This window comes from Accumulibacter sp. (assembly GCF_029255145.1).
GTDB lineage: Bacteria > Pseudomonadota > Gammaproteobacteria > Burkholderiales > Rhodocyclaceae > Accumulibacter.
On record NZ_JAPUVQ010000117.1, the window covers coordinates 48,807 to 75,642 of the forward strand.

Consider the following 26,836-nt stretch of genomic DNA (forward strand, 5'->3'; position numbering starts at 1 on the left):
CACGGTGCCATTGTGCCACTGCCTGCATTCGTTGCCGACCTCGCCCCAGCACCACTCATTCGACAGCTTGCAGATCAAGGCAGAGCGATAACGCCGATCAACTATACTGAATCCGACACGCTCGTCAGCCATGCCCCGTTCATCAAGAGGAAACCACTATGCCCAAGCCACCATTGGTATCCACCTGGCACCCTTTTTTCGTGCTGGCCCTTGCCGCTACCGCGACCTCCGCCTGCTACGTGGTGCCTACCATGGCGCCCGACGGCACCGTTCGCTATGGTCACTACCCCTTGCCACCGGCGGGAATCCCGGTGGAGCCCGTTCCGGGCGGAACTGCTCCGGCAACCCTCAGCGTCAGGTTGTACCCGGCCAACGACCGGGCCACCGCGAGCGGCGTCGTCAGCGGTACAGTCACCAACATGATGACCGGCAAGGGCCGCTTTGTCGCCAACTATCTGGGTGAGGTACTGAGCGGCGAGGCGACGCGCGTATCGAATGACGACAAACGCGGCGTCGCCAGCGCTTTCAGCCCGAGCGGCATGTACATGTCCTGCGAGTACCAGATGAACACGCCGTATCAGGGCGCAGGAAGCTGTTCGTTCGCCAACGGCGCCAAGTACCAGATGCACATCGGCAATTGAGCGGCTCGCCCGGCGGCGATTGATTGAGTCGCCCGACCAGCGGCGACACCTCGCCGCAGCGTCCACCGCCGCTCATTGTCGAAGGCGCCGGTCGGCATCGTCCGGCGCCGAGGTCTCTTCCGCCTTGCCGCTGGCGCACGGCACCAGCGCCAGCGTCGCTTCGCTCGCGAGTCGGGCCAGATAATCGCCGACCGGTCGGCAGATGCCGTTCACACACAGCTCGTAACTGCCCGCATACGGTGAATGCGACAGCAGCAGCCGTGGCAACGGTGCCACTTTCGGCCGATAGTGCCAGGTGCCGCCACGCAGGATGGCATCGGCGGGCGGTTCCATGCCGGCGCCGCTACCCTGAATCCGGGCCGCGACGACGCGCAGGTAGGCGCCTTCGACAAGCCAGTCCTCCTCCCAGCGCGTTTTCTCGATCGAGTGCGTCCACGCCAGGGTGAAGGCATTTGCCGCAACGACGGCAGCTGCCGCACCGGCGCTCAGGCAAAGCGGCATCAGCGTTTACGGCTCTTCTGCCACTGCCAGGCGACGAACACGGCGGCCAGGACAAACCCCAACTCATCGGTCACCGGCAAAGCGGCGACCAGGCTGGCGGCAGCGACGACGGCCAGAGCACGTTCCGGCACCTTTAGCGGCGCCCACAGATAGCCGATCGCTGCCGCGCCCCACAGGACAATCGCCAGTACCGCCTTGAACACGATATAGCCGACCGCCAGCAGCGACGGGTCGCCCTGCAGCATCAGCACCGGATCGTAGACCGCCATGTACGGCACGATGAATCCGGCAATCGCGATCTGCACGGCTTTCATCCCAATCTGCAAGCCCGACTCCCTGGCGATCGAGCTGGCGGCAAAGGCCGCCAGCGCCACCGGCGGCGTCAGGTCGGCCATGATCCCGAAGTAAAAGACGAACATGTGGCTGACGATCAGCGGCACGCCCAGTTTGAGCAGGGCCGGTGCCGCGATGGCGCTGGTGATGATGTAGTTGGGGATGGTCGGGATCCCCATGCCGAGAATCAGGCAGACCAGCATGGTCAGCAACAGGGAGAGGAACAGACTGGTCTCGCCGACGCTGAGGATGAAACCGGCAAAGCTCGAAGCGGCACCGGTCAACGTCAGGACGCCGATGATCACCCCGACGATGCTGCAGGCGACGCCGACCGGCAGCGCCTGGCGGGCACCATCGGCCAGGCTGAGCTTCATCTTGTGCAGCGTCTCGCGACCGCCGCTGACGACGCAGGTGACCGCGACCAGGATGGCGATCACGACCAGCACCGCATGGATTCCCCACTCGACCATCGTCGCGCAAGCGAGTCCAAGGGCGACCCAGAAGACGTAGCGAAAAGCGGTCCCCGACACGCGTGCGGCGAGCGCCGCGCCGAGGATCAGCACGGCGGTCAGCGCCAGCCCGACCATGCCGGCGAACATCGGCGTGAAGCCGTTGAACAGCATACCGACCAGAATCATCAAGGGCAGCAGCAGGTGCCACTGCTCGCGGACGGCCTTGAACGGCTTCGGGCATTCCGCCTTCGGAATTCCGATCAGACCCTTGCGGCCCGCCTCCAGGTGCACCATCCAGAACGCCGTCAGGTAGTAGAGGATCGCCGGCACCGCTGCCGCCTTGACGATCGCCGTATAGGGTACATCCAGGTTCTCGGCCATGATGAAGGCCACCGCGCCCATCACCGGCGGCATGATCTGGCCGCCCATCGACGAAGTGGCCTCGACCGCTCCGGCGAACACCCCCGAATAGCCGAAGCGCTTCATCAGCGGGATCGTGAACTGCCCGGTGGTCAGCACGTTGGCGACCCCCGAGCCGGAAATCGTTCCCATCAACCCTGACGACAGCACCGCGACTTTTGCTGGCCCGCCCCTGGTATGACCAACGGTGCCCAGCGCCAGCGAGTTGAAGAGATGAATCATCCCGGCGTGCTCAAGGAATGAACCGAAGAGGATGAACAGGAAGATGTAGGTCGCCGAGACCAGAGTCGGAATGCCGAACAGGCCTTCGGTACCGAGCGCCAGCTGGTTGACCAGCTGGTCGAAGCCGTAGCCTCGGTGCGCCAGCTCTCCCGGCAGATACTCGCCGAACAGGCCGTAGAGCAGGAAGGCGCCACAGACGATCGGCAGCGCCAGGCCAAGCAGGCGGCGCGCGGCCTCGAAGACCAGGATCACCAGCGCCGTTCCGACCACCAGGTCGGCCGTGCTCGGGTCGCCCGAGCGCTGGATCAGCTCGGCCTCGAAGATCCAGTGGTAAGTGCCCAGGGCAAAGGCCACGACGGCGAGGACAGCGTCACCGATGCTGATCCGCGAGAGCGTTCGGGTGCTCCTGAAAGCCGGGTAGAGCAGGAAGGTGATCGCCAGCAGAAAACCGACGTGCAGCGACCGGGTGACCAGGCTCGACAGCGGATGGAACGAGGCGACCACCAGCTGGTACGCGGAAAACGCCAGGGCAACGGCGGTGACCACTTGCAGCGAGCGGCCGCCGAGCCGGCGCTGCGCTCCGTGCGCCGAGAACTCGTCGACGCCGGAATCCGCTGCTAGGGAACGATCATTCATCGGCTGTTCTCGCAGCGCGCGGCGTTGCGGCGCGGCCAGGCACGCGGCAACTCCGGCTTGCTCCCGGCGCCTACTTGATCAGGCCTGCTTCGCGGTAATACTTCTCGGCGCCCGGATGCAGGGGTACCGGCGGCTGCCTGGCAGCGTTTTCCTTGTTGATCGCTTTGGCAGCGGCGTGCGCCGCGACCAGCTGATCGAGGTTCTCGAACATCGCCCGGGTCATCGCATACACGTTGTCGGTCGATACGCCCTGATGGGTAACCAGGAAGTTCTGAACGGCGACGGTAGGCACTGCTGCGGTCTGACCGCGATAGGTGTCGGCGGGGACGCTGCCGACCTGATAGGCCGCTTCGCCGATCTTGTTCACCACCTCCACCGGGATCGGGATGATGGTTACCGGTAGCGACGTCGCCAGATCGCGTATCGCGGCAACGCCGAGGCCGGCCGAGATCACGGTAGCGTCGAGCTGGCGATTCTTCATCAGTTCGACCGATTCGCCGAAAGGCAGGTATTCGACCTTGGCAAAGTCCTTGTAGCTCATCCCGACGGCCTTGAAGATGTCGCGGGCGTTGAGTTCGGTGCCTGATTTGGGAGCGCCGACGGCGACGCTCTTGCCCTTCAGGTCGGCGAGCGTCTTGATTCCCGAGTCGGCGCTGGCGACGATCTGGATGTAGTTGGGGTAGATCGCGGCGACCGTGCGCAGCTTCTTGAGCGGCGTCTTGAAGCCGGCTTCCTCGTTGCCCTTCCACGCTTCGCTCAGGGCGTCGCCGAGGGTGAAGGCGATTTCGCCACGCCCGGCCTGCAGCAGGTTGAGATTCTCGGCGCTGGCCTTGGTCGCCTGCACCGAGACCTTGGCGTCGGGCAGCGCCTTGCCGTAGATCTGCGAGAGCGCAACGCCGAGCGGATAGTAGACGCCGCTGGTGCCTCCGGTCAGGACATTCACGAACTCGGCGGCTTGCGCCGATACCGAGAAACAGGCGGCAGCCGCGGTGGTCAGCAGGGTGTGGCGTAGTGATCGGTTCATTATTGCTTGTCTCCTGTCGTTTCTTGCTTCGTTGGTGTTGGCGGGTGGTACTCGGCGTGGCGTCTTCTAGACAACGCCTGCTTGCCTGAGTGCCGCGATCCGCGCTTCGCTGTAAGCGAGGGCGCGCAACACGGCGTCGGTGTCCTCGCCAAGCGCTGGCGGCGCCTTGCGGTAGTCGACCGGCGTCGCCGACAGATTGATCGGATTGGCGACCTGCGGTGCGCGGCCACCGCTGGCGTGCGGCAAGTCGAAGCGCATCGCGCGTGCCTGCACCTGCGGGTCGGCAAAAACATCGGCCAGGTCGTTGATCGGGCCGCAAGGCACCGCGGCCTCCTCAAGCGCGGCGATCCACTCGGCAGTGCTGCGCAGCACGGTGCATTGCCGCAGCAGCGGGATCAGCTGCTGGCGGTTCCTGACCCGCGCCGCGTTGCTCGCGAAGCGCTCGTCCATGAGCCATTCCGGGTGTCCGGCAACCGTGCAGAAGCGCGCGAACTGGCCGTCGTTGCCGATCGCCAGGATCATGTCGCCGTCGGCGGTCGGAAAATCCTGATACGGAACGATATTGGGGTGGGCGTTGCCCATCCGCTTTGGCGCCATCCCGGAAACCAGGTAGTTCATCGTCTGGTTTGCCAGGCAGGCGATCTGAACGTCGAGTAGCGCCAGGTCGATGTGCTGGCCCTCGCCGCTGCGCAAACCATCCCGGTCGCGGTGCGCCAGTGCGGCAAGAATCGCGTTGCCGGCGTAGAGACCGGTCAGGATGTCGGTCAGCGCGACGCCGACCTTCTGCGGCCCCGCGCCGGGTTCGCCATCCGGCGTTCCGGTGACGCTCATCAGACCGCCCATGCCCTGGATCAGAAAGTCGTAACCGGCGCGCGCGGCGTAGGGCCCGGTCTGGCCGAAACCGGTGATCGAGCAATAGACGAGCTGCGGATTGAGCACTCGCAGGCTCGGGTAGTCGAGACCGTAGGCAGCGAGGCCGCCGAGCTTGAAGTTTTCGATCAGCACGTCAGCGTCGCGAGCCAGCTGGCGAACGATCGCCTGCCCCTCGGGGCGCGTGATGTCGACCGTCAGCGACAGTTTGTTGCGGTTGGTGCACAGGAAATACGCCGCTTCACGCGTCGGCTGGCCTTCGCCGTCGGCCATCCAGGGCGGCCCCCAGCTGCGGGTGTCGTCACCGACGCCGGGGCGCTCGACCTTGATCACCTCGGCGCCGAGGTCGGCCAGCAACTGGCTGGCCCATGGTCCGGCGAGGACCCGCGACAGGTCGAGGACGCGCAGGTGCGCCAGCGCGCCACCGCTGCTGGCCGCCCTTGCCAATAGAGGCGTCGGCCCTTTCAGAAGGCTGCGATGCCGGTCTGCGCCCGGCCGAGGATCAGGGCATGCACGTCGTGCGTCCCTTCGTAGGTGTTGACCACTTCGAGATTTACCATGTGGCGGATGACGCCGAACTCGTCCGAAATACCGTTGCCGCCCAGCATGTCGCGTGCCATGCGGGCAATGTCGAGCGACTTGCCGCAGGAATTGCGCTTCATCATCGAAGTAATTTCCGGCGTCGCGCTGCCTTCGTCCTTCATCCGCCCGAGGCGCAGGCAGCCTTGCAGAGCGAGCGTGATTTCGGTCTGCATGTCGGCCAGTTTCTTCTGGATCAACTGGGTGGCCCCCAGCGGACGACCGAATTGATGGCGATCGAGAGTGTACTGGCGAGCCGTATGCCAGCAGAACTCGGCGGCACCGAGCGCTCCCCAGGAGATGCCGTAGCGCGCCGAATCCAGACAGGTGAACGGTCCCTTGAGACCTCTGACCTCCGGGAAAGCGTTCTCCTCGGGAACGAACACCTCGTCCATCACGATCTCGCCGGTGACCGAGGTACGCAGCCCGACCTTGCCGTGAATCGCCGGCGCCGACAGTCCCTTCATCCCCTTGTCGAGAACGAAGCCGCGGATCGCACCGGCGTCGTCCTTGGCCCAGACGATGAACACGTCGGCGATCGGCGAATTGGTGATCCACATCTTGCTGCCCGACAGCCGGTAGCCGCCGTCCGCCCGCCGCGCGCGGCTCACCATGCCGCCGGGATCGGAGCCGTGGTTCGGTTCGGTCAGGCCGAAACAGCCAATCCATTCGCCGGTCGCCAGGCGAGGCAGGTACCTGCGCTTCTGCTCCTCGGTTCCGAAGGCGAAAATCGGCAGCATCACCAGCGACGACTGCACGCTCATCATCGAGCGATAGCCCGAATCGACGCGTTCGACCTCGCGCGCGACCAGCCCGTAGCTGACGTAGTTGAGCCCGGCGCCGCCGTACTCGGGCGGAATCGTCGCGCCAAGCAGACCGATCTCGCCCATCTCGCGGAAAATGGCCGGATCGGTCCGCTCGTGACGAAAGGCATCCTGTACGCGCGGCAGCAGGTTGCCCTGGCAATAGTCGCGCGCCGCGTCGCGCAACAGCCGCTCGTCCTCGGTCAGCTGCGCCTCGAGCAGCAGTGGATCTTCCCAGCTGAATCTCGCTCTCGCCGCTTTCGTCATCGATCCCTCCTTGCAGTCCTGACCACCGAAGCACGGTGCGGTGAACACCGATTTCCGTCAGCATGCCCCGAGTATCGGTTGCTGGCGGCCATCCGGCAAGACCCGTTCGCCGCCAGCCCGGGCAGTGGGACGCCCTTGCCGGCGCGGCGCGCCTCTGCTGCAAGCACAGCGTCCCGGCAACAGCCCGCGTTCAGGAGCGCTGTCGACGGCGTCGCCAGCGGTGGATCAGGTACAGACGCCAGGCGGCCCGCGTCGCCAGGTAGCCGGCCACGGCCAGGCCGCAGGCGAGAGCAATCAGGCCCAGAGCCAGCGGCTTGGCAACGACCAGCATCCAGGCCTGCATCGCTTCGGTCCAGCCGACGAACGCGGCGGCACTGAACTCGGGCGGGGCGGCGAAGGCGGCGCTGTCACCGGTCAGCAGGCGACCCAGCTGATACGCCAGCAGGTATAAGGGCACGATCGTCAAGGGGTTGGTGTACAGCGTCACCAGCAGCGCCAGCGGCAGATTGACGCGGAAGGTCAGGGCGGCGAGCGCCGCGCCGATCACTTGCAGCGGCCCCGGAATCAGCCCGCAGAACAGCCCGGCGGCCACTGCCCCGGCAGCAGAGTGGCGATTGAGGTGCCACAGTCGCGGATGCAGCAGCGCGGACTGGAACGGCCGCAGCCACGCGTTGCGGCGAATAGTCTCCTGGTCGGGAAGGTATTTGGCAAGATTGCGGCGCATGCCGGCGATTATCGTGGAAACTGCCGCTGCGCTGGAAGAGCTCTCAGGCCCTCAACGAAGCATTGCCCGGCGTGGCGCAGCGGCCGGCGGCCCGCCGACCACCGGTTATCGGGCAGCGCGTCCGACAGCACTGCGAGCACCACTGACGCCCGCGCCATACGCGCGGGTATTGCCTGCCCAGATCAAAGACAACAGCCATCAGGCGTCGGAGAATCCGCTGGTCGCAAACACCCCTACCCCTTTTTCTTGCGGAGACCGCCATGCACGCCTGTGATCAGCCTACTGTGGAAGCCATCTATCCTTTCGACGCCCGCGGCGTCGCCAAGCGTTTTCGCCACGCGGCGATCTTTGGCGCACTCGACGCGCTGCTCCCCGGTGAAACCATGCGCTTCTGCAACGACCACGATCCGCTGCCCCTGCTCGCCCAGTTGCAGAGCCGTTACGGCGACGCGCTGGCGATCCGCTATGTGCAGCGCGAAGCCGGCGCCATTGTCATCGACTTCGCCAGAAAAGCCTGACGCCGGCGCACCGGGGGGTGACGCCGGGGCGACGCCGATCAGCGATCGGGTAGGCCGTCAGCGCCAGACCGGCGCCGACCGGCCGCGAAAGTTCCTGGTTCAGGGTCAGGCGTGCTGATCTATCTGGGCTGTTCTGCAGTCGCGGTTTTCCTGGCGGCGCTGCTGCTGCTGCTGCATTCCGGCGGTACGTCGGCGCTGGCGGTCGCCCATCTGGTCTTCGTGGTCGCCATCGTGCCCTTGATCTTCGCCGCCATCAGCCATTTCGTTCCGGTCCTGACGCGCAGCCGCAGCGCCGGCCGCACCCTGCTACTGACACCGCTGCTGCTGCAGTTGACCGGCTTGCTGGTATTTCTCGCCTTCATCGGTGAGGCGCCCGAGCGCGCTTTGCACGCGGCGGCCGGCAGCACCCTGCTGCTGACACTGGTGTTCACCGGATGGCTGACCCTCCGCGCCCGAGCGACGATCGGGCGACCGCATCCCGGCTGGCGCTGGTACCTGCTGGCGATGGTCTTCCTGGCGACGGCCATGCTGCTGGTCCCGGCGATGAGTTGGTGGCCGGACCTGAGGCCGGCACTGCGCCTGCTGCACCTGCATCTGAATACCCTGGGCTTCATCGGCCTGAGTGCCCTCGGCACGCTGCAGGTGCTGCTGCCAACCGTGTTGCGGGATCCTGACGCCAGCGCCGCGGAGCGGCTGCGCAGCCAGCTGCCGCTGGCTGCGGGCGGGGTGCTGGCGGTGGCTGTCGGCGCCGCTTTCTGGCTCCCGCTGGCTCTTGCCGGCGCGCTGATGTTGCTGGCCGTGACGCTCAGGACCGGTCTCTCGTGGCTGCAGCGTTACCGCTGGCGGACGCTGCTGCTTGATGGGACCGCAGCGGCGCTGTTCGCGGCGCTGTCCGGCTTCCTGCTGGTCATTTCCTTCGGCGCCGCCCACGCCCTGGGCGTGCTCGATGGCCGTGACGCCGTGCCGGCGTTCGTGGTGATCTTCCTGTTGCCGCTGGTCAGCGGTGCGCTGTCGCAGCTGCTGCCCGTCTGGTACCGCCCCGGCAAGCGCACGCCAGCGCGTGACCGAATGCAGAACGCCCTGCGTGAGGGAGGCGTTCTGCGCTCGCTCCTGTTGATGGTCGGCGGCGTCTTGCTGCTGCTCGGGATCAGCGACGGGTTGTGGTTGGCCGCAGTGGCCATGCTGTCCTTTGTGATTACCCTGATTCGTTCGCTCCTGCTTGCCAGAGAAAGCCACCGGGCATCATGATTTATACGCACAAACATATACTTACAAGATATCTGTGAAATAAGTCTCAAGATCTGCGAAATACCTCCGTTTCATGGCATATGGCCGGCGCACAGCGGCCCCTGACGGAGTTGGCACGATGTACAAACACGACCAGTCGCCCCTTGTTCAGTCGTCCCGGCATGCGTCACGCCGGCCAAACCGGCTGCCAGCATTTGCTGCGATGCCCCTGCCTACCCACCAGCACGTCGTTCCGCCGACGGCAAGCGGCCGTGCCCATCGCTCGCCAATCCAGCGTACCGATGGCCAGAGCAGCCCAGCGACGACCACCCGCCAACTGCTGGCGGCCGAAGCGCGTATTGACGAGCTCGAGCGGGCGCTGGCCGAGGCCCGTCAGGCGGCTTTCACCGACGCCTTGACCGGTGCCCTCAACCGCCGCGGCTTTGAGGAAGCGTACCAGCGCGAACTGGCGCGCTCACGTCGCAATGGCAGCCACCTGGCTATCGCGCTGATCGACCTTGACGACTTCAAGCGTCTGAACGACAGCCTGGGGCATCAGGTGGGCGACGAAGCACTGGTCCATCTGGTCAAGGCCTTGCGCGCGGCGCTGCGTCCGTCGGACGTCCTGTGCCGTTTCGGCGGTGAGGAATTCGTCGTGCTGCTGCCGGAAACCGCGCTCAACGAAGCGGTCACAGCAATTTCCCGCTTCCAGCGCCAGTTCGCCGCAAACGCGATGCCCGGCAGGGACATTCAGGTCACCTTCAGCGCCGGTGTGGTGGTCAAGGAAGCAGCCGAATCGGTGCAAGAGTCGATTCTTCGCGCTGACGCGGCGACCTACGCTGCCAAGCGCGCAGGCAAGAACTGCGTCGTTACCGGCTGAGGGTTGGCCTGCAGGAGAGCCCGGAGCGCCGCCACGACCCACAGCCGCGCCAGTGCAGCGGCGAGAGCATGTTAGACTGCCGGCTTGTCGGCAGTTCCCTGCGTCACCCTTACGGTCCTCCCCATGCGCTACCTCTCGACTCGCGGTTCCACATCCAGCTCACGGGATTCGGCAGGACCGACCTTCACCGAAATTCTGCTGGGCGGGCTGGCACCGGACGGCGGTCTTTACCTCCCGGAGTCGTACCCACAGGTCGACGCGGCCGAACTCGATCAATGGCGGCGACTATCGTACGCCGACCTGGCTTTCGCCGTCCTCGCGAAGTTCATCGACGACATCCCGCCAGCGGATCTGAAAGCCCTGGTGACGAGGACTTACGCCCCACGGGTGTACTGCAACGGCCGCAGCGAAACCCAGGCCAGCGAAATCACTCCCCTACGCTGGCTGGAGCGGCCGAACGCCGCCCGTGGTGAAGGTGGGCTGGCGATCCTCGAGCTGTCCAATGGCCCGACGCTGGCCTTCAAGGACATGGCCATGCAGTTGCTTGGCAACCTCTTCGAGTATGTCCTGGCCAGACGCGGCGAGCAGATCAACATCCTCGGCGCGACCTCGGGGGATACCGGCTCGTCGGCCGAATACGCGATGCGCGGGAAGGCCGGGGTGCACGTCTTCATGCTTTCGCCGCACCAGCGGATGAGCGCGTTTCAGCGGGCACAAATGTATTCGCTGCAGGATGAGAATATCCACAACATTGCCGTGCGCGGCACCTTCGACGACGCTCAGGACGTCGTCAAGGCGGTATCCAGCGACCACGCTTTCAAGGCCAGGTACAAGATCGGCGCGGTCAACTCGATCAACTGGGCGCGTGTCGCCGCGCAGCTGGTCTACTATTTCAAAGGCTATTTTGCCGCCACCGGCGGCAACGATCAGCGGGTTGCTTTTGCCGTCCCTTCAGGCAACTTCGGCAATATCTGCGCCGGCCACATTGCGCGCATGATGGGTTTGCCGATCGGCCGACTGGTTCTGGCGACCAACGAGAATGACGTACTCGACGAGTTCTTCCGCACCGGCTTCTATCGCCCGCGTGCCACCAGTGAAACGCATGCCACCTCGAGTCCGTCGATGGACATTTCCAAGGCGTCCAATTTCGAAAGGTTTGTCTTCGACCTGCTGGGACGCGATCCGGCCATGATTCGCGAGTTGTGGGCCGAGGTCGATGCCGGCCACGGCTTCGATCTGTCCGGCACACCGTACTTCGCCAGCTTGCCGGACTTCGGCTTCGTCTCCGGCAGCAGTACGCACGCCGACCGCCTGGCGACGATCCGCCATGCCTTCGCAAGCTGGGGCGTGATGGTCGACACGCACACCGCCGACGGACTCAAGGTCGGCAGCGAGTTGCGCACCCCCGATATGCCGATGATCGTCCTGGAGACCGCCTTGCCGGCCAAGTTCGAAGCAACGATCGTCGAGGCCCTTGGCCGCAAACCCCAGCGGCCGGCCGGTCTGCAGGGCATCGAAGACCTGCCGCAACGAGTCGAGGTGATCGACGTCGATGTCGACGCGGTAAAGCAGATCATCGAGCGAGAGCTGCGCTGATCAGACGGGTAGCGAAAGTGACGGGGCGGGGGCAGAAAGAAGTAACAGAAGGGCGCCGAAGTCGCCTTTGTGGTTGCCTTTGCCTGGTCTCGCCGGCAGCTGCCAAGGGCAGCGGCCAGCCCCGGCTGGCAAGAAGGAGGTGTGGAAACGACTGTAGAAGCGGGAGTAAAGGCGGCGGGCGCAGGCAGGTACGGAAGCGACGCGGGCTGCTAGAGGTAGATCACGGCGGGGAAGACGGCGGCGGCGAGAACCAGCACCAGCCACTCAAGATTATGGCGCGCCAGGAAGCCGGTGAAGTGCATGATCAGAATCGTGATAGCCAACACGTAGAACAGCGCAAATAGCATCCGAACTCCCCTTTATCTTCCTGCGCAGACCGTGAGTACCAGCCCGCTTCGCATTGCCCGCTGCGGATTATATAACGCATTCGCCGGCCGCCATCGCCCCGGCACACGCGAGCCTAATGGAGCGCAACGTTGTAGCACCCTGTGGGACATTCCCTGTGCCTTGAGCCGAATCTGATGAACTCTTGACTCTTCGCGCAACCGGGTCGTCGCATGTCCAACTTCATCGTCGCTGACTGCAGGACCGACGATCTGCTACCGCCGTCGGTGGATGATTGGCTGAACGATGATCACTTGGCCCGATTCATTGTTGAATTCGAGGTAATCGACCGGTTGCTCAACCCTCACGACAATGGACCCTTTCTGCTCACGCAACCACCACCCCGATCACGACAGCCTGGCCACCTCCCGCCGGCGTTTCCTTGAGGAACTCAGCGACCTGTTTCTGTTGATCGGGAACGCGACGCGCACCATCTGAACTGACAGGAGCGCCGCAGCAAACCAGCGCCACTGCCCGGCGATGCCACGCCATGCGGCACGAGCGCGCTGCGCAAGCAGACGATCGAACCGTTGTTCGAGTTCACCATGGTCCGCATTGTGAAATGCGCCGGCTTGGTCGGCCTCACGTCCGACAGGCTGCTAGATGCGCACGCTGCGCAGCCGCAAGGCGTTGCTGATCACCGAAATCGACGACAGGCTCATCGCCGCTGCGGCAAAGATCGGGGAGACGAGAATGCCCAGGACGGGATACAGGACACCCGCGGCTACCGGCACCCCGGCGGCGTTGTACACCAGCGCGAAGAACAGGTTCTGCCTGATGTTGCGCATCGTCGCGCGCGCCAGACGTCGTGCGCGCACGATGCCGTTGAGGTCACCCTTCACCAGCGTGAAGCCGGCGCTCTCGATCGCCACGTCGGCGCCGGTGCCCATGGCGATGCCGACGTCGGCCTGCGCCAGCGCAGGCGCATCGTTGACGCCGTCGCCAGCCATCGCCACCTTGCGGCCCTTGGCCTGCAACTCCTTGATGATTCGCGCCTTGTCCGCGGGCAGTACGTCGGCACGGATTTCGTCGATGCCCAGGCGGCCCGCGACGGCACGCGCCGTGCGTTCGTTGTCGCCGGTGGCCATGATGATCTTCAGGCCCTCGGCGTGCAGCGCCCTGAGCGCCTCGAGCGTCGTCTCCTTGACCGGATCGGCGGCGCTCACCAGGCCGGCGATCTCTCTGCCGATGATGACGAACATCACCGTTTCACCTTGGTCACGGCGGGCGTTCGCCGCCTCGACGAACGCACTCGACGCACCGCCATCGAGGCCCAGTTCGGCGAGCAGTGCGGCATTGCCGAGCGCTACGGCCTGGCCATCGACCACGCCCTTGACGCCCCTGCCGGTGAGCCCCTCGAATTCGTCGGCGCTGGCCAGTTCGACGCCACGCTCTTCGGCGCCATTGACGATCGCCTCAGCGAGCGGGTGTTCGGAGCCGCGTTCGAGGCTGGCGGCAAGGCGCAAGACCTCGGCCTCCTCGTGCCCGGCAGCGGGCAGCACCGCGACCAGCCTCGGTTTGCCGACGGTCAGCGTGCCGGTCTTGTCGACGATCAGCGTGTCGACCTGGGCGAAGCGCTCCAGAGCTTCGGCGTTCTTGATCAGGACGCCGGCCTGCGCGCCCCGCCCGGTCGCGGTCATGATCGACATCGGTGTCGCCAGGCCCAGCGCGCACGGGCAGGCGATGATCAGCACGGCCACTGCCGACACCAGCGCGTATGAAAGCGCCGGCGCTGGTCCCAAGATCGCCCAGGCGATGAACGCCAGGATGGCGATGCCGATCACCGCGGGAACGAACTTGCCGGCAACGGAGTCGGCGAGCTTCTGAATCGGTGCGCGCGAGCGCTGCGCGCTGGCAACCATGTCGACGATCTGGCTGAGCACGGTGTTGCCTCCGACCCGCTGCGCTTCCATGATCAGTGAGCCGGTACCGTTGATCGTCGCCCCGGTTACCTTGTCGCCAACGACTTTTTCCACGGGCACCGGCTCGCCCGAGATCATCGACTCGTCGATCGACGAGTGGCCTTCGCGTACGACACCGTCGACCGGCACCTTGTCGCCGGGGCGCACGCGCACGCGGTCGCCGACAACAACCTCCTCGAGGGGTATCTCTTCCTCGCGCCCGTCGGCACGAATCACGCGCGCCGTCTTGGCGGCGAGGTCGAGCAGCGCGCGGATCGCCGAACCGGTGCGCTCACGCGCACCGAGTTCCATCACCTGGCCGAGCAGGACCAGGACGACGATCACTGCGCCGGCCTCGAAATAGACACCGACCTGCCCCTGCGCGTCGCGGAAGCCGTCCGGGAACAAGCCCGGAAACAGGACCGCAACGATGCTGAAGAGATACGCCGAGCCAACACCCAGGCCGATCAGCGTGAACATGTTGAGGCTGCGCTTGACGACGGACTTGATGCCGCGAACGAAGAACGGCCAGCCGGCCCAGAGCACCACCGGCGTACCCAGCACCAGCTCGACCCATTGCGCCGTGCGCTCGCCGAGCAGATCGCGCACGAAGCCCAGACCGAGGAAGGGCCCCATGGTCAGCACCAGCAACGGTACGGTCAACACGGCACCGATCCAGAATCGGCGCCTGAAGTCGACCAACTCGGGGTTGGTGCCTTCGTCGCCGCTAGGGACGCCCATCGGCTCCAGCGCCATGCCGCATTTCGGGCAATCCCCTGGAGCGTCGCGGAGGACTTCCGGGTGCATCGGGCAGGTGTATTGCGTGCCGGCTGGTGCGGGGGGCGCTTGCTCCGCTTGCTTCTCGTGCACGCCGGTCAGGTAGCGCGCGGGGTCCGCCGCAAACTTGTCGCGGCATTTCTGCGAGCAGAAGTGCCAGGTCTTCCTGTCGTACTCGAAGCTCGGCTTGCCCGCGCCAGGCATGACCGACATGCCGCAGACCGGATCCGCTGCCGTCGTGGCGCCGGTGACATCATGAGGTTGGTGCAAGGCGTGCGTGGCGTTAGAACGTTCGGGCTGGTGATGACGATGGTCGTGCTCGCTCGACCGTGTGTTGGTGTCCATGGCGTCCCTTTCAGGTAGTCCGGCGGTCAGTGTCGACCTGTGTGTCGCTCACAGGTCAAGCGCGTTCTTTCACGGCACGATTGCCAACTGATGGCCTTCGCCGCCGGGAAGCTGGATGGCGTCCAGCACAGTTCCAGCGCGATTTGCTCTCCGACCCAGATCATGGGTTCCTTGCGGCTTGAAACGTAGAGCCTGGCGGTGATGCGATTGCTCGCTGCGTCGACGGCGATGACCTTGTTGGCCGAGCCGGGCGGATTGTCGGCGGTCAGGCCCGCCCAGGCCGGCTGTGCCGAGAGGGCCATGGCCGTGTCGGCCAGACTCAAGGTGAGTTTCATGTTGATATCCTTTTTTTTTCGGGAGCGGACTTGGCCAGGCCTTGGCGCGCCCGGTCATAGCGTCCGAGCGCTCGCCTTGTCATCGGATGCCGAATTCCTGGCGCATGCAGGGCACGACGGCCCTGATGTCCTCGTCGCTCAAACCCGGTTTGCCGCCCCGCGGTGGCATCGCCATCGGTGCCCCGGGCTCTGAAAGCCTTCGGCGGTACGCTTGACCAGTTCCTCATCAGCGAACGCCAATGAACCGTTCGTGGCAGTCAGACCGGGAACGCCGGGCAGCACGCCGGCTCCATCCGCACCATGGCAAGCGGCGCAACTGGACTGATAGGTCGATTCGCCCGCCGCAGTCGCTGCCCCGTCCACCGGCCACAACAACGCCCGGCGCCCCCAACGCGGGGTTCGCGGCAGGCGTCATGGACGGTCCTCGTCTTTCCAACCCACTGCTGCGGCCCTTGAAACAACGGCCCAGTGCGGCCAAGAAGCCGGCGTGCGCCGTGCGTAAGACACCCATGCTGCACCAAAGCGTGCTGCAGACTTGCGCTCGCCGCGGCGTGCAAGACGTACGTAGACCGCAACCATGATCGCGAACATCGTCAAGGTGATCAGCGTCGGCCACTGCAACAGAAATCCCATCATGATCAGAGTGAATCCGACGTACTGCGGATGGTGCAGCCGCGCGTAGGGTCCGGCCGCGGCCAGAATGCCACTCGCCTGCGCCGCGTCGAGTACGCGCCACGCTGCCGACAGCAGCCAGAAGCCGCCGCCAATGAAGACCGTCGAGCAGGTGAAACGGTCCGAAATACGGGTTCGAACGCCAGCCGAAATTCCCTTCCAGCAGGTGGCCGCTGTGGCGCCCGAGGAAATCAACACCGGGAAACTGCCGCGCCAGCCATCCGGAAGCCAGTCGCATCGATCGACACCCATAGCGCGTGGAGGTCAAGCTCGCCGTCGGGCATTTCTGCCCATCGTGCCAGCGCCTGCATCTCGGCCAGCCGTTCGCGGGTGTCGACGATGCGCCGCTGGGCGATCTCGCGGACTATCGGGCATGGCGTGAGGGTGCAGTCGGACATGCCGAAGATCTGGGCCATCTTTCGTCGACTTGGAGTCCCGGCTCTTGCTGCGCAAGAGAAAGTGCAGGCGACACCCACGTCTGCATGCTGCTTGCGATGGCGGCAGCCATCGCCGGCGTCCCTGGCTGGAATGAGCAGGCCGATACGCGGGTAATAGCGATCGGTATCCGGGGCGACGCCCGGCTGGCTCACCGACTCATTAACCTTCACGACAGATCTCCTGTCACACACCCGGCCGACGCCTCCGACCGCCAGAGGCTGGTCCAGGAAAGAGTGGAACTTGCCCCGTTGGAGGCGTCTTCGCCAACGTCTGCTGGATCGGGATTTGCGCTTGCCGCCATGGTGCCAGCCGGATCCTCACAGGCGCGTGACCGCAACATTACGTCTCGGTCACTTCCGCCGGAATGAGCCGCAGCACTGCGATCAGAGCTTCCCGGTACTCGGCAAGAGCTGGCGAAATGATCGATGGTTCAAGCATCCGGCAACCGTCGAGATCGTCTGTCGGTGGTCGCCCACGCGCACCGGGGTTTCGAGTTTCTGGCGCTACGGCGAAGTCGCTCAAGGAGCCAACTCGCTCCTGATTCGCTTGTCGCAAGACCGACTGTCTGCTACCTCCGTCGGTAGATGATTGGCTGAACGACGATCGGTTGGCCCGATTCATTATTGAGAAGATCGACCGGTTTGATCTTTCCAAGCTGACGCGGAAATACGCCGGGCGCGGTTCGACAGCGTGCCACCGGATCAGATCAATCTGACGGACCAAGAGTCGCATCATGCCGGCTGTCCGTGGCAGCCTCGAACAGGCGTACGACACCCAGGCGGGAGCGCAACGGCGAGCCGGCACCCTTGCCCGGAGACATCGCGCCAATGCAGGCGATGCCCCATCGCCTGAAGACCAAGGCTGCACGAGCGCGCTACGCGTTGCGCAAGCAGATGATCGAACCGGTGTTCGGAATCATCAAATCGGTGATGGGCTTTCGCCACCTCTCGCGTCGCGGGTTGAAGAAGGCCACCGGCGGGTGGACGGCGGTCTGGCCGGCGTGGAATCTGAAGCGCATGGCCGCATTCCCCCCACAACAGGGGAAACAAGGGGGGAAACCCTCGACAAGGCCGGAAAAGCAATGGCCTCGGAATTCCCTGTTCCGCATTGTAGAATGCGCCGGCTTGGCTGGCGTCCGTCCGCCAGGCGGCTAACCCTGGAAGCGCATTGACAGATCGAGTGCACGTACGTCCTTGGTCAAGCCGCCAATCGAAATCCGGTCAACGCCAGTCTCGGCAATACCGCGCACGGTGTCGAGATTAACGTTGCCAGAAGCCTCGAGAGCGGCTCGACCCAAGTTGATCGCCACTGCCTCGCGCAACTGCTGAAGACTCAGGTTATCGAGCAGAATCATTTTCGCGCCGGCATCCAGAGCCTGCCGCAGCTCGGCCAGCGTTTCGACCTCGATCTGAATGAACTGACAGCGACCGCCCGCGCGCTCGGCAACCTGCGTTGCGGCCAGCAGCGCAGCCGCGATGCTGCCGGCGGCGTGAATGTGGTTCTCCTTGATCAGAATGCCATCGTAAAGACCGAGTCGATGGTTGCCACCACCACCGCAGCGGACCGCATACTTTTGCGCCAGCCGCAGGCCGGGAATAGTCTTGCGCGTATCGACCACCTGCGCCCGCGTGCCAGCGACCAGATCGGCGTATTGCCGCGCCCTGCTGGCGACACCTGACAGCAACTGCAGGAAGTTGAGCGCGCTGCGTTCGCCGGTGAGCAGCGCGCGCGCGGGCCCCTCGATCTCGCAGACGACCTGATCAGCGCCGACACGCTTTCCGTCGGCTGCCTTCCAGGTGATAGCCACTGCCGCATCGAGCGCCGTGAAGCAGCGCGTGAACCACGCGCTACCACAAAGAATGGCGCTTTCACGGGCGACGACGGTGGCGCGGCTGCGCACCGTGGCCGGAACCAATTGCGCGGTAAGGTCACCGCTACCGACATCCTCGGCCAGCGCGGCAACGACGTTGCGCTCGATTTCGGCTTCGAGCAGAGCAGCAATGGACATGGGAATTCCCGTAGACTGACAGCTTGAGCGGTCAATTTTATCATCGAAGGGAAACACCAATGCTGGACGTCTTGCTTGCTGGCCTGGGTGTATTGCTGGCCATTTCGGTCGCCGGGGCGCTGCTGTTTCTGTACGTGCAGGACGTGACGCAGGAGAAGCATGCCGTATTGCGGAACTTTCCGCTGGTCGGCCACCTGCGTTATTTTTTCGAGAAGCTTGGCGAGTACTTCCGGCAATATTTCTTTCTCGGCGACCGCGACGAAAGGCCCTTCGACCGGGCGACACGCAGCTGGGTCTACCGCATGGCCAAGAACGAAGGCGGGATTATCGGCTTCGGGTCGACCTATCCGATGCACCAGCCCGGTGCGCTGGTTTTCGTCAATGCGCCGTTCCCGGTCCTTGAAGAAGAACAGCAGGACGCGCCAGCGGTGATCATCGGCGAGGGCTACTGTGCGACGCCTTTCGTCGGCAAGTCGCTGGTCAACATCAGCGCGATGAGTTTCGGCGCCATTTCGAAACCCGCCGTGCGTGCGCTGTCGCGGGGCGCCGCGGCGGCGGGCTGCTGGCTGGATACCGGCGAGGGCGGCCTGTCGCCCCACCATCTGGAGGGCGGCTGCGACATCATCTTCCAGATCGGCACGGCGAAGTACGGCGTGCGCGACGAAGCCGGCCAACTGTCGGACGAGAAGCTGCGCGCAGTCGCCGCGCACCAGACCGTGCGCGCTTTCGAGATCAAGCTGTCGCAAGGAGCCAAACCGGGCAAGGGCGGCGTCCTGCCCGGCAACAAGGTGACGCCCGAAATTGCGCGCATTCGTGGCATCGCCGAGGGCCGCGACTCATTGAGCCCCAACCGGCACCTGGAGATCGCCAACATCGACGACTTGCTTGACCGCGTCGAGCACGTCCGCGCGCTGACCGGCAAACCGGTCGGCGTCAAGACGGCGATCGGCGGGCGCCGCTTCATCGACGAGCTGACCGAGGCCGTGACGCGCCGTGGGCTGCAGGCGGCACCCGACTTCCTGACCCTCGATGGCGGCGAGGGCGGCAGCGGGGCGGCGCCGCAGGCGCTCGCCGATCACATGGCGATGTCGATCGACGAAGCGCTGCCGCTGGTCGCCGATGCACTGCTGGCCAGCGGCCTGAAGGGCCGGATCAGGCTGATCGCCGCCGGCCAACTGGTGACGCCGGCGCGGGTCGCCTGGGCGCTGTCGGCGGGAGCCGACTTCGTCAATACGGCGCGCGGGTTCATGTTCTCGCTGGGTTGCATCCAGGCCTTGCGCTGCCACACCAATACCTGCCCGACCGGCGTCACGACGCACGACCCGCGCCTGCAACGCGGCCTGGTCGTCGAAGACAAGGCCGCGCGCGTTGCGTCGTACTGCCGGAACATGAACAAGGAGGTGGCGATGATTGCCCACTCCTGCGGTCTGCGGCAGGCGCGCGAACTGCGCCGCGAACACGTGCGCATCGTGCAGCCTTCAGGGCACAGCGTCGCCCTCGACACGCTCTGTCCCTACCCTGCTCCGGCTTCTGCCGCAAGGTCCTGAAACGCGCGATCAGCCGCCGCGCGCGACGATCGCCAGCAAGGCCTCGCCATAGCGTTGCGCCTTGGCGACACCGATGCCCGGAACGGCGAGCAGCGCCTGCGGTGAAGCGGGGCGCAAGGCGGCAATCTCGCACAGCGTCCGGTCATGCAGGATGACGTACGCCGGAACGCTTTGCTCGCGCGCCTGCTCCAGACGCCAGTTACGCAAGCTGGCGACCAACGGTGAATCGCCGGCTGCGCTGGCGGTCACCACTTTGCTCCTGGGCGCTTTGCTTTTCGGCGCGTCGACCTGGCGTCGGAGCTGCAGCCGGGTTTCGCCCTTGAGCACCGGCCGGGCGGCGTCGCTCAGCTTCAGCGCGCCGTAGGCGCTGGCGTCGGCGTCGAGCAGACCGCCGGCGAGGAGCTGCCGGAAAACCGAGCGCCAGCCGCGATCGTCGATGTCCACGCCGACCCCGAAGGTCGGCAACCGCTCATGGCCAAACTGCAGCACTTTCTCGGTCGTCTTGCCGCGCAGGATGTCGATCAGGTGGCCGGCACCAAAACGCTGGCCGGTTCGCAAGGCGGCGGATAGCGCCTTCTGCGCCGCCACCGTGCCGTCCCAGACCACCGGCGGATCGACACAGACATCGCAGTTGCCGCAGGGCACCGCTTGCTCGCCGAAATAGTTGAGCAGGATTACCCGGCGGCATCTGGACGATTCGCAGTAGCCGAGCATGCTCTCGAGCTTCTGGCGTTCGACGCGTTTCTGTTCGACCGGCGCGGCCGAATCCTCGATCATCTGGCGGTGGATCACGACGTCATTGAGCCCATAGGTCATCCAGGCTTCAGAGGGCTCGCCGTCACGCCCGGCACGACCGGTTTCCTGATAATAGGCTTCGAGACTCCTCGGCAGGTCGAGATGGGCGACGAAGCGAACGTCCGGCTTGTCGATGCCCATCCCGAAAGCGATGGTGGCGACCATCACCAGCCCGTCCTCGCGCAGAAAGCGTTGCTGATGACGCTGGCGGTCGGCACCCGGCAAGCCGGCGTGGTACGGCAAGGCGGCGACCCCCTGGGCGTTCAGCCAGACCGCCGTCTCGTCGACCTTTCGGCGCGAGAGGCAATAAACGATCCCCGCCTGGCCTGCGTGGCTGCCGAGAAAGGCGAGCAACTGCCGGCGCGGGTTGTCGCGTTCGACGATCGTGTAGCGGATATTGGGGCGGTCGAAACTGGCAACGAATTCCCTCGCTTCATCGAGGCCAAGCCGGCTTCTGATTTCCTGCCGCGTCAGCTGGTCGGCAGTCGCCGTCAGCGCGATCCGCGGGACGCCGGGAAAGCGCTCGTGCAACTGTGAAAGCTGGATGTACTCGGGACGGAAGTCGTGCCCCCACTGCGACACACAGTGCGCCTCGTCGATCGCGAACAGGGCCACCTGCTGGCGGGCAATCAACTGCTCGAGCAGGCCGATGAAGCGGTCGGTGAGCAGCCGTTCCGGCGCCACGTAGATCAGGTCCAGCTCGCCGCGCAGCAGGCTGCGCTCGGTGTCGACTACCGCCCGGAAATCCAGCGACGAGTTCAGGAAAGCGGCGCGCACGCCAGCCTGCCGCAAGGCGTCAACCTGGTCCTGCATCAGGGCGATCAGCGGCGAAACCACGACCCCGACACCCGGCCGCAGAAGCGCCGGAATCTGATAACAGAGCGACTTGCCGCCACCAGTCGGCATCAGCACCAGCGCGTCACCACCGCCGACGATCTGATCCACGATCTCCGCCTGTTGACCACGAAACGAGCGATAGCCAAACACCCGGCGGAGGATCTCGACCGCCGCCGAAGCGGCGGGAATGCTCGTGGTCTCGATCGTGTTCACCGTCGCGAAGGCCTGTGGGAATGGGGACCGGCAGACCACGATGAGCGGCAGCAGGTGGCGCTCATGGTGCGCGCAGCGGACGTCGCAGACCGGCGAGGCGAAGAAGGACTCAGCGCAATCGCTCCCGGGTCAGCATCTCGCCGTTCCAGCACAGACACTCGCCCTGCTCGTCGTTCCAGTCCGACAATACCCAGCGCTCGACGTGAATACCGTCCACGATGTGGTCATGCCTGGCCGGGCGATGGGTATGGCCATGGATCAGGCTGGCATAGCCGTGCGTGCGCAGGAAATCGTCGGTCGCCCCCGGATTGACGTCCATCACGAAGCTGGCCTTGTCACGTTTCGCCGACTCGCTTTGCTGGCGGAGGGCGACGATCATCGCCTGGCGCTCGGGCAGCGGCCTGGCGAGGAAGGCGGACTGCCAGTCCGGCTGGCGAACCAGCGCGCGGAACGCCTGGTACTCGTGGTCGTCGGTGCACAACGCGTCGCCATGTGACAGGACGAACTGCCAGGTCGGCAAGGACAGCAGGCAGGGGTCAGGCAACAGGCGGGCGCCGCTACGAGCCGCGAAGGTGTCGCCGAGCAGGAAATCGCGGTTGCCGTGCATCACCGACAGCGACACTCCGGCGCTTGTCAATTGGCGCAGCGCATCGACCATGGTCGCGGCAAAGGAATCGTCCGGAGCGTCCAGACAATCGTCGCCAGGCCACGCTTCGAACAGATCGCCGAGGATGAACAGTTGCTCGGCGGCACGCGCGCGGCCCCCGAGAAAGTCGAGAAACAGCCGACTGACACCCGGCGCTTGCGGCGCCAGATGCAGGTCCGAGATGAACAGGATCAATGGAACGGGATCGTCGGCGCCACAGCAGCGGGCGCGGCTGGCGGCTTCAGCAGACTTCAGCGCGCTCGATCAGCACGTCCTCGACGGGCACGTCGCCATGGAAACCCGATGAACCGGTCTTGACGCCCTTGATCTTGTCGACCACCTCGGTCCCTTCGATGACCTTGCCGAAAACGCAGTAACCCCAGCCCTCGGAAGTCGGCGCACGGTGGTTGAGCGAGGCGTTGTTGGTCACGTTGATGAAGAACTGGGCGGTTGCCGAGTGCGGGTCACTGGTCCGGGCCATGGCCAGGGTATAGGCCTCGTTCTTGAGGCCGTTGTTGGCCTCGTTCCTGATCGGCGCCTTGCACGCCTTCTGCTTCATGCCTGGCGCGAAGCCACCGCCCTGGATCATGAAGCCGGGAATGACCCGATGAAAAATGGTCTGGTCGTAGTGGCCGGCCTCGACATAAGCGAGGAAATTACTGGCCGACAGGGGCGCTTTTTCGGCGTCCAGTTCGATACCGATGACGCCGAAATTGGTGTGCAGCTTGATCATGACTTTCCTTATTTCTTGTCGGAGATGATCTTGACCGACTGGATGACTACCGGCTCAAGAGGAACATCGTTATACGTTGAACGGTTACCGGTCGGGACCTTGGCGATCCGGTCGACCACGTCGGTGCCCTGCGTTACCTTGCCGAAGACCGCGTAACCCCAGCCATCCGAGCCGGGATAGTTGAGCGCTGCGTTGTCCTTGTGGTTGATGAAGAACTGCGCGCTGGCCGAATGAGGTTCCGACGTCCGGGCCATGGCAATCGTCCAGCGGTCATTCTTCAGGCCGTTCTTTCCTTCGTTTTCCACCTTTCTGGGCGCCGATTTCTGTTCCATGGCGGGCGTAAAACCACCACCCTGGATCATGAAACCGGGAATGACGCGGTGAAAAACCGTACCGTTGTAGAAGCCCTCGTTGACGTACTGGACGAAATTCTGCACCGTTTTCGGCGCCTTCACGGCATCGAGTTCGACGACGATGGTCCCCATGCTGGTCTGTATTTCGGCCGTCGGCGCAGCCACCGCGGCAAGGGAAAACGACAAACCGGCGGCAATCAAAGCAAGCGTCTTGTGCATCAGGCAATCCCTTCAGTGATGATTTTCAATGCGACCGTCTTCAGGTATCCGGCAGCGGCGCTTGGTCATCTGGTTATCGAGCTTGTCAATCTTGACTTGTTGCAGACTGCTTTTCCGCGCCGGCAAGGGATCCGGCAGCGGCCGGGAACTTCCCGACAGTGGGCACCGGCAGGCAGCCAGGGACTTCGGGGAGATCAAGTGGATCGCTATGGTATACTGGGCGTAGCCGCGGTTGAGTGTCGCTTGACCGGTCGATTCTAACAAGAACTGCGTCGAAACCAAAGCACTCCACACCCGTACTGGTCGGCGCGGCGTGACTTCGTGAGCCTGAATATGTTGAAGATTTACAACTCGCTGGCCAGGGAAAAGCAGGACTTCGTGCCGATCACCCCGGGCCAAGTCCGCATGTATGTCTGCGGAATGACGGTCTACGACTTCTGCCACCTCGGGCACGCCCGCGTGCTGGTGGTCTTCGACATGGTTCAGCGGTGGTTGCGGGCGAGCGGACTGCAGGTGACCTACGTCCGCAACATTACCGACATCGATGACAAGATCATCAGGCGCGCGCAGGAAAACAAACAGAGCATCGGCGAACTGACGGCCCGTTTCATCGACTTCATGGACGCAGACGCCACGGCACTCGGGGTCGAGAAGCCGGATCATGAACCGCGCGCCACCGCGTACGTGCCGCAAATGCTCGAACTGATCGGACAACTGGAAAGCAACGGCCTGGCCTATCAGGCCGCTGACGGAGATGTGAATTTCTCGGTCCGCAAGTTTCCTGGCTACGGCAAGCTCTCGGGCAAGTCGATCGACGACCTGCGAGCCGGCGAGCGGGTGGAGGTGGATGCCGCCAAAGACGACCCGTTGGACTTCGTTCTCTGGAAACATGCGCGGGAAGGTGAGCCATTCTGGCCCTCGCCGTGGGGCAATGGCCGCCCCGGCTGGCATATCGAGTGCTCGGCGATGAGTTCCGAGTTGCTCGGCAAGCACTTCGACATTCACGGTGGCGGGCAGGACCTGCAATTTCCGCACCATGAGAACGAGATTGCCCAATCCGAGGGCGCGCATCACTGCCAGTTTGTCAACTACTGGATGCACAACGGCTTCGTTCGGGTCGCTGACGAGAAGATGTCGAAATCGCTGGGCAATTTCTTCACGATCAGGGAGATCGTCAAGAAATACGATCCGGAAGTGCTGCGCTTCTTCATCCTGCGCGCCCACTACCGCAGCCCGCTCAACTATTCCGACACCCATCTCGACGACGCGCGGCAGGCGCTGAGCCGCCTGTATACCGCCTTGAAAACGGCGGACGCGGGGCACTCGGCGGTCGACTGGAACGAGCCGCACGCGCTGCGCTTCACGCAGGCGATGAACGACGACTTCAACACGCCGGAAGCGTGCGCCGTGCTCTTCGATCTGGCGGCTGCCGCGAACCGCGGCCACTCGCCATCGCTGCTCAGCCAGTTGCGCGGCCTGGCGGGCGTGCTGGGCTTGCTCGTGCGCGATCCGCAGGCGTATTTGCAAGCGGCGCCGGACAACGGCGGCGAGACGACGGTGGCGCATATCGAAGCGCTTATTGCCGAGCGTCTGGCCGCCAAGAAGGGCAAGGACTATGCGTCAGCAGACCGGATCCGCGGCGAATTGCTGGCGGCCGGCATTGTCCTCGAGGACAGCGCCACCGGCACCACCTGGCGGCGCTCCTGACGCCCACTGGCTCGCCGCTGCGCCAAGCGCCAGGCAGACTAGCGCAGAACGCGCCCGCCGCTGCCGATGACCGTCAGGTCGACATAGCGTGATCCGAGTCGCTCATTGGGCGAGAAGCTTACGCGATAGCCGCCAAGATCATGATTCTGCATGGCTTCGAGACTGGCCACCAGTTTTTCCCGCGTCAGATCCTTGCCCGACTTGCGGATCGCATCGACCAGCACCTTGGCCATGATGTAGGCCTCAAGGCCGTAGTACGAAGGCTTCGCCTGCTTGCCGATCACATTCTGATATTCGCGCACCACGGGTACGGTGTCGTTCCACGGATAGGGCATGACTTGCGAGATGCCTACCCCACGTGCCTCGTCACCAAGTTCCTGGACCAGCAGGTCGGCACCAACCGGCGAAAGCGTCATGAACTGTGGCGCCTGCTTGGCTTTCCGCATTTCCTGGACGAAGGCGGCGGTGGCCTTGTACAGCGTCACCATGACCACTGCTTGCGGGTTAGCCTTGGCGATAATCGCTGCCGCCTTGGCGACGTCGGTCGAGTTTCGCTCCACCGTGGCGACCGCCGACGGCGTCTGATTGTGTTTTTTCAGCGCACTGACGACGCCATCGAGACCCGAGTTGCCAAAACCGTCGTTCTGATACAGGACCGCGATGCTCTTGAAGCCAAGCGAAACCAGCTGGTTGACGATTGCTTCTGTTTCGTTCGCGTAACTTGCCCGCACGTTGAACATGTAGCGGTTGTTGCGATTGTCTTTGGGCGATTGGCGAATCGAGTCAGCACCGGAAATGGTCCCGACCAGCGGTACCTTGGCTACCCCGAAAACCTCGTTCATGGCAGCTGTCGTCGGACTGGATCCGTATGAGGCGAGCAGCGCAAAGACGCGATCCGCGGAAATCAGGGTCCGGGTATTGGCGACCGCCTTATCGGTCTCGTAGCCGTCATCCAGCGCGCGAAGCTCCAGCTTCCGGCCATGGATTCCCCCGGCTTCGTTCACCTGGCGAAAATAGGCCTGAATGACCGTCCTCATGTCCTGCCCATACGGTCCGCTAGAACCCGAGAACGGTGCCGTCATGCCAATCAGGATAGTCTTGTCGGTGACCCCAACTTCGCCCGCCAGCGTGCTGCCAACCCAGCCCAGCAGACCCACAAGCAGTGCTCCCAAGAACCTCATGCGCTTGTCCTCCGTAGGTAGGCGAGCGATCGTCGACGCTACTCCGCCCGCT

24 protein-coding genes and 2 pseudogenes are annotated in these 26,836 nt (G+C 64.5%); 8 read left to right on the forward strand and 18 right to left on the reverse strand.

Annotated elements, in window-relative coordinates:
* Positions 1-158 precede the first annotated feature (158 nt).
* Positions 159-641, forward strand: coding sequence for a hypothetical protein (locus Q1L50_RS13350; RefSeq protein ID WP_300339530.1), 483 nt, complete (start codon positions 159-161; stop codon positions 639-641).
* A gap of 72 nt (positions 642-713) precedes the next feature.
* Here the strand turns inward: Q1L50_RS13350 and Q1L50_RS13355 are convergent, their stop codons facing one another.
* The 6 genes from Q1L50_RS13355 to Q1L50_RS13380 form a co-directional block, all read right to left on the reverse strand.
* A complete protein-coding gene (locus Q1L50_RS13355; protein ID WP_300339534.1) occupies positions 714-1,142 on the reverse strand; it encodes a DUF1850 domain-containing protein in 429 nt (142 codons plus the stop codon).
* Positions 1,142-3,205 carry a TRAP transporter permease gene (locus tag Q1L50_RS13360; protein ID WP_300339536.1) on the reverse strand — a complete coding sequence of 688 codons (2,064 nt, stop codon included), beginning with the start codon at positions 3,203-3,205 and terminating at the stop codon, positions 1,142-1,144. Before Q1L50_RS13360 ends, Q1L50_RS13355 begins: the two co-directional genes overlap by 1 nt.
* Positions 3,206-3,275: 70 nt before the next feature.
* Positions 3,276-4,229 (reverse strand): TAXI family TRAP transporter solute-binding subunit, encoded by a 954-nt coding sequence (locus Q1L50_RS13365; RefSeq protein WP_300339538.1) that lies wholly within the window; start codon positions 4,227-4,229, stop codon positions 3,276-3,278.
* A 66-nt stretch (positions 4,230-4,295) separates the two neighbouring features.
* Positions 4,296-5,546: a CaiB/BaiF CoA-transferase family protein gene (locus Q1L50_RS13370; RefSeq protein ID WP_300339540.1), complete on the reverse strand. Its 1,251-nt coding sequence runs from the start codon at positions 5,544-5,546 to the stop codon at positions 4,296-4,298.
* 17 nt (positions 5,547-5,563) lie between these two features.
* Entirely contained in the window at positions 5,564-6,748 is a 1,185-nt protein-coding gene (locus Q1L50_RS13375; RefSeq protein ID WP_300339542.1) for an acyl-CoA dehydrogenase, read from the reverse strand.
* Positions 6,749-6,938: 190 nt separating this feature from the next.
* On the reverse strand, positions 6,939-7,472 hold the full coding sequence (locus tag Q1L50_RS13380) for a DUF2062 domain-containing protein (protein ID WP_300339543.1): 534 nt from the start codon (positions 7,470-7,472) through the stop codon (positions 6,939-6,941).
* 260 nt (positions 7,473-7,732) lie between these two features.
* On the opposite strand from Q1L50_RS13380, the gene Q1L50_RS13385 reads away from it, so the two are divergent.
* The 4 genes from Q1L50_RS13385 to thrC all read left to right on the forward strand — a co-directional run bounded on the left by Q1L50_RS13385 (position 7,733) and on the right by thrC (position 11,693).
* On the forward strand, positions 7,733-7,990 hold the full coding sequence (locus Q1L50_RS13385; protein ID WP_300339545.1) for a DUF2249 domain-containing protein: 258 nt from the start codon (positions 7,733-7,735) through the stop codon (positions 7,988-7,990).
* A 111-nt stretch (positions 7,991-8,101) separates the two neighbouring features.
* Entirely contained in the window at positions 8,102-9,238 is a 1,137-nt protein-coding gene (locus Q1L50_RS13390) for a hypothetical protein (RefSeq protein ID WP_300339546.1), read from the forward strand.
* A 202-nt stretch (positions 9,239-9,440) separates the two neighbouring features.
* On the forward strand, positions 9,441-10,097 hold the full coding sequence (locus Q1L50_RS13395) for a GGDEF domain-containing protein (RefSeq protein WP_300339548.1): 657 nt from the start codon (positions 9,441-9,443) through the stop codon (positions 10,095-10,097).
* Positions 10,098-10,220: 123 nt separating this feature from the next.
* The gene (gene thrC, locus Q1L50_RS13400) at positions 10,221-11,693 is read left to right on the forward strand and encodes a threonine synthase (protein WP_300339549.1); all 1,473 of its coding nucleotides are present in this window, start codon (positions 10,221-10,223) and stop codon (positions 11,691-11,693) included.
* A 209-nt stretch (positions 11,694-11,902) separates the two neighbouring features.
* Here thrC and Q1L50_RS13405 read toward each other — a convergent pair whose 3' ends face one another.
* The 6 genes and pseudogenes from Q1L50_RS13405 to Q1L50_RS13430 form a co-directional block, all read right to left on the reverse strand.
* A complete protein-coding gene (locus tag Q1L50_RS13405) occupies positions 11,903-12,040 on the reverse strand; it encodes a hypothetical protein (RefSeq protein WP_287461646.1) in 138 nt (45 codons plus the stop codon).
* A gap of 636 nt (positions 12,041-12,676) precedes the next feature.
* Positions 12,677-15,100, reverse strand: a complete 2,424-nt coding sequence (locus Q1L50_RS13410; protein ID WP_300339551.1) for a heavy metal translocating P-type ATPase — start codon at positions 15,098-15,100, stop codon at positions 12,677-12,679.
* Between the two features lie 26 nt (positions 15,101-15,126).
* Entirely contained in the window at positions 15,127-15,435 is a 309-nt protein-coding gene (locus Q1L50_RS13415) for a hypothetical protein (RefSeq protein WP_300339553.1), read from the reverse strand.
* Positions 15,436-15,573: 138 nt separating this feature from the next.
* Entirely contained in the window at positions 15,574-15,798 is a 225-nt protein-coding gene (locus tag Q1L50_RS13420) for a c-type cytochrome (RefSeq protein WP_300339598.1), read from the reverse strand.
* A 48-nt stretch (positions 15,799-15,846) separates the two neighbouring features.
* A pseudogene (locus tag Q1L50_RS13425) lies at positions 15,847-16,348 on the reverse strand (methyltransferase); the annotation flags it as partial.
* Positions 16,299-16,715, reverse strand: coding sequence for a hypothetical protein (locus Q1L50_RS13430; RefSeq protein ID WP_300339555.1), 417 nt, complete (start codon positions 16,713-16,715; stop codon positions 16,299-16,301). The pseudogene Q1L50_RS13425 and the gene Q1L50_RS13430, both read right to left, overlap by 50 nt.
* Positions 16,716-17,369: 654 nt before the next feature.
* On the opposite strand from Q1L50_RS13430, the pseudogene Q1L50_RS13435 reads away from it, so the two are divergent.
* A pseudogene (locus Q1L50_RS13435) lies at positions 17,370-17,699 on the forward strand (transposase); the annotation flags it as partial.
* On the opposite strand, the gene nadC reads toward Q1L50_RS13435, so the two are convergent.
* Complete coding sequence (gene nadC / locus Q1L50_RS13440) at positions 17,696-18,553, reverse strand: carboxylating nicotinate-nucleotide diphosphorylase (protein WP_300339557.1); 858 nt, start codon at positions 18,551-18,553, stop codon at positions 17,696-17,698. The pseudogene Q1L50_RS13435 and the gene nadC overlap by 4 nt on opposite strands.
* A 59-nt stretch (positions 18,554-18,612) precedes the next feature.
* Here nadC and Q1L50_RS13445 point away from each other — a divergent pair, with 59 nt between their 5' ends.
* Positions 18,613-20,100 carry an FMN-binding glutamate synthase family protein gene (locus Q1L50_RS13445; protein WP_300339559.1) on the forward strand — a complete coding sequence of 496 codons (1,488 nt, stop codon included), beginning with the start codon at positions 18,613-18,615 and terminating at the stop codon, positions 20,098-20,100.
* Between the two features lie 9 nt (positions 20,101-20,109).
* Here the strand turns inward: Q1L50_RS13445 and recQ are convergent, their stop codons facing one another.
* The 4 genes from recQ to Q1L50_RS13465 form a co-directional block, all read right to left on the reverse strand.
* Positions 20,110-21,945, reverse strand: coding sequence for a DNA helicase RecQ (gene recQ / locus Q1L50_RS13450; RefSeq protein ID WP_300339561.1), 1,836 nt, complete (start codon positions 21,943-21,945; stop codon positions 20,110-20,112).
* A gap of 109 nt (positions 21,946-22,054) precedes the next feature.
* Entirely contained in the window at positions 22,055-22,786 is a 732-nt protein-coding gene (locus Q1L50_RS13455) for a UDP-2,3-diacylglucosamine diphosphatase (RefSeq protein ID WP_300339563.1), read from the reverse strand.
* A gap of 46 nt (positions 22,787-22,832) precedes the next feature.
* A complete protein-coding gene (locus Q1L50_RS13460) occupies positions 22,833-23,324 on the reverse strand; it encodes a peptidylprolyl isomerase (RefSeq protein ID WP_300339565.1) in 492 nt (163 codons plus the stop codon).
* A gap of 8 nt (positions 23,325-23,332) precedes the next feature.
* Positions 23,333-23,896: a peptidylprolyl isomerase gene (locus Q1L50_RS13465; RefSeq protein ID WP_300339567.1), complete on the reverse strand. Its 564-nt coding sequence runs from the start codon at positions 23,894-23,896 to the stop codon at positions 23,333-23,335.
* A 333-nt stretch (positions 23,897-24,229) separates the two neighbouring features.
* Here Q1L50_RS13465 and cysS point away from each other — a divergent pair, with 333 nt between their 5' ends.
* Entirely contained in the window at positions 24,230-25,603 is a 1,374-nt protein-coding gene (gene cysS / locus Q1L50_RS13470) for a cysteine--tRNA ligase (protein WP_300339569.1), read from the forward strand.
* A gap of 38 nt (positions 25,604-25,641) precedes the next feature.
* On the opposite strand, the gene Q1L50_RS13475 is transcribed toward cysS, so the two are convergent.
* On the reverse strand, positions 25,642-26,784 hold the full coding sequence (locus tag Q1L50_RS13475) for an ABC transporter substrate-binding protein (protein ID WP_300339571.1): 1,143 nt from the start codon (positions 26,782-26,784) through the stop codon (positions 25,642-25,644).
* Positions 26,785-26,836: the final 52 nt, after the last annotated feature.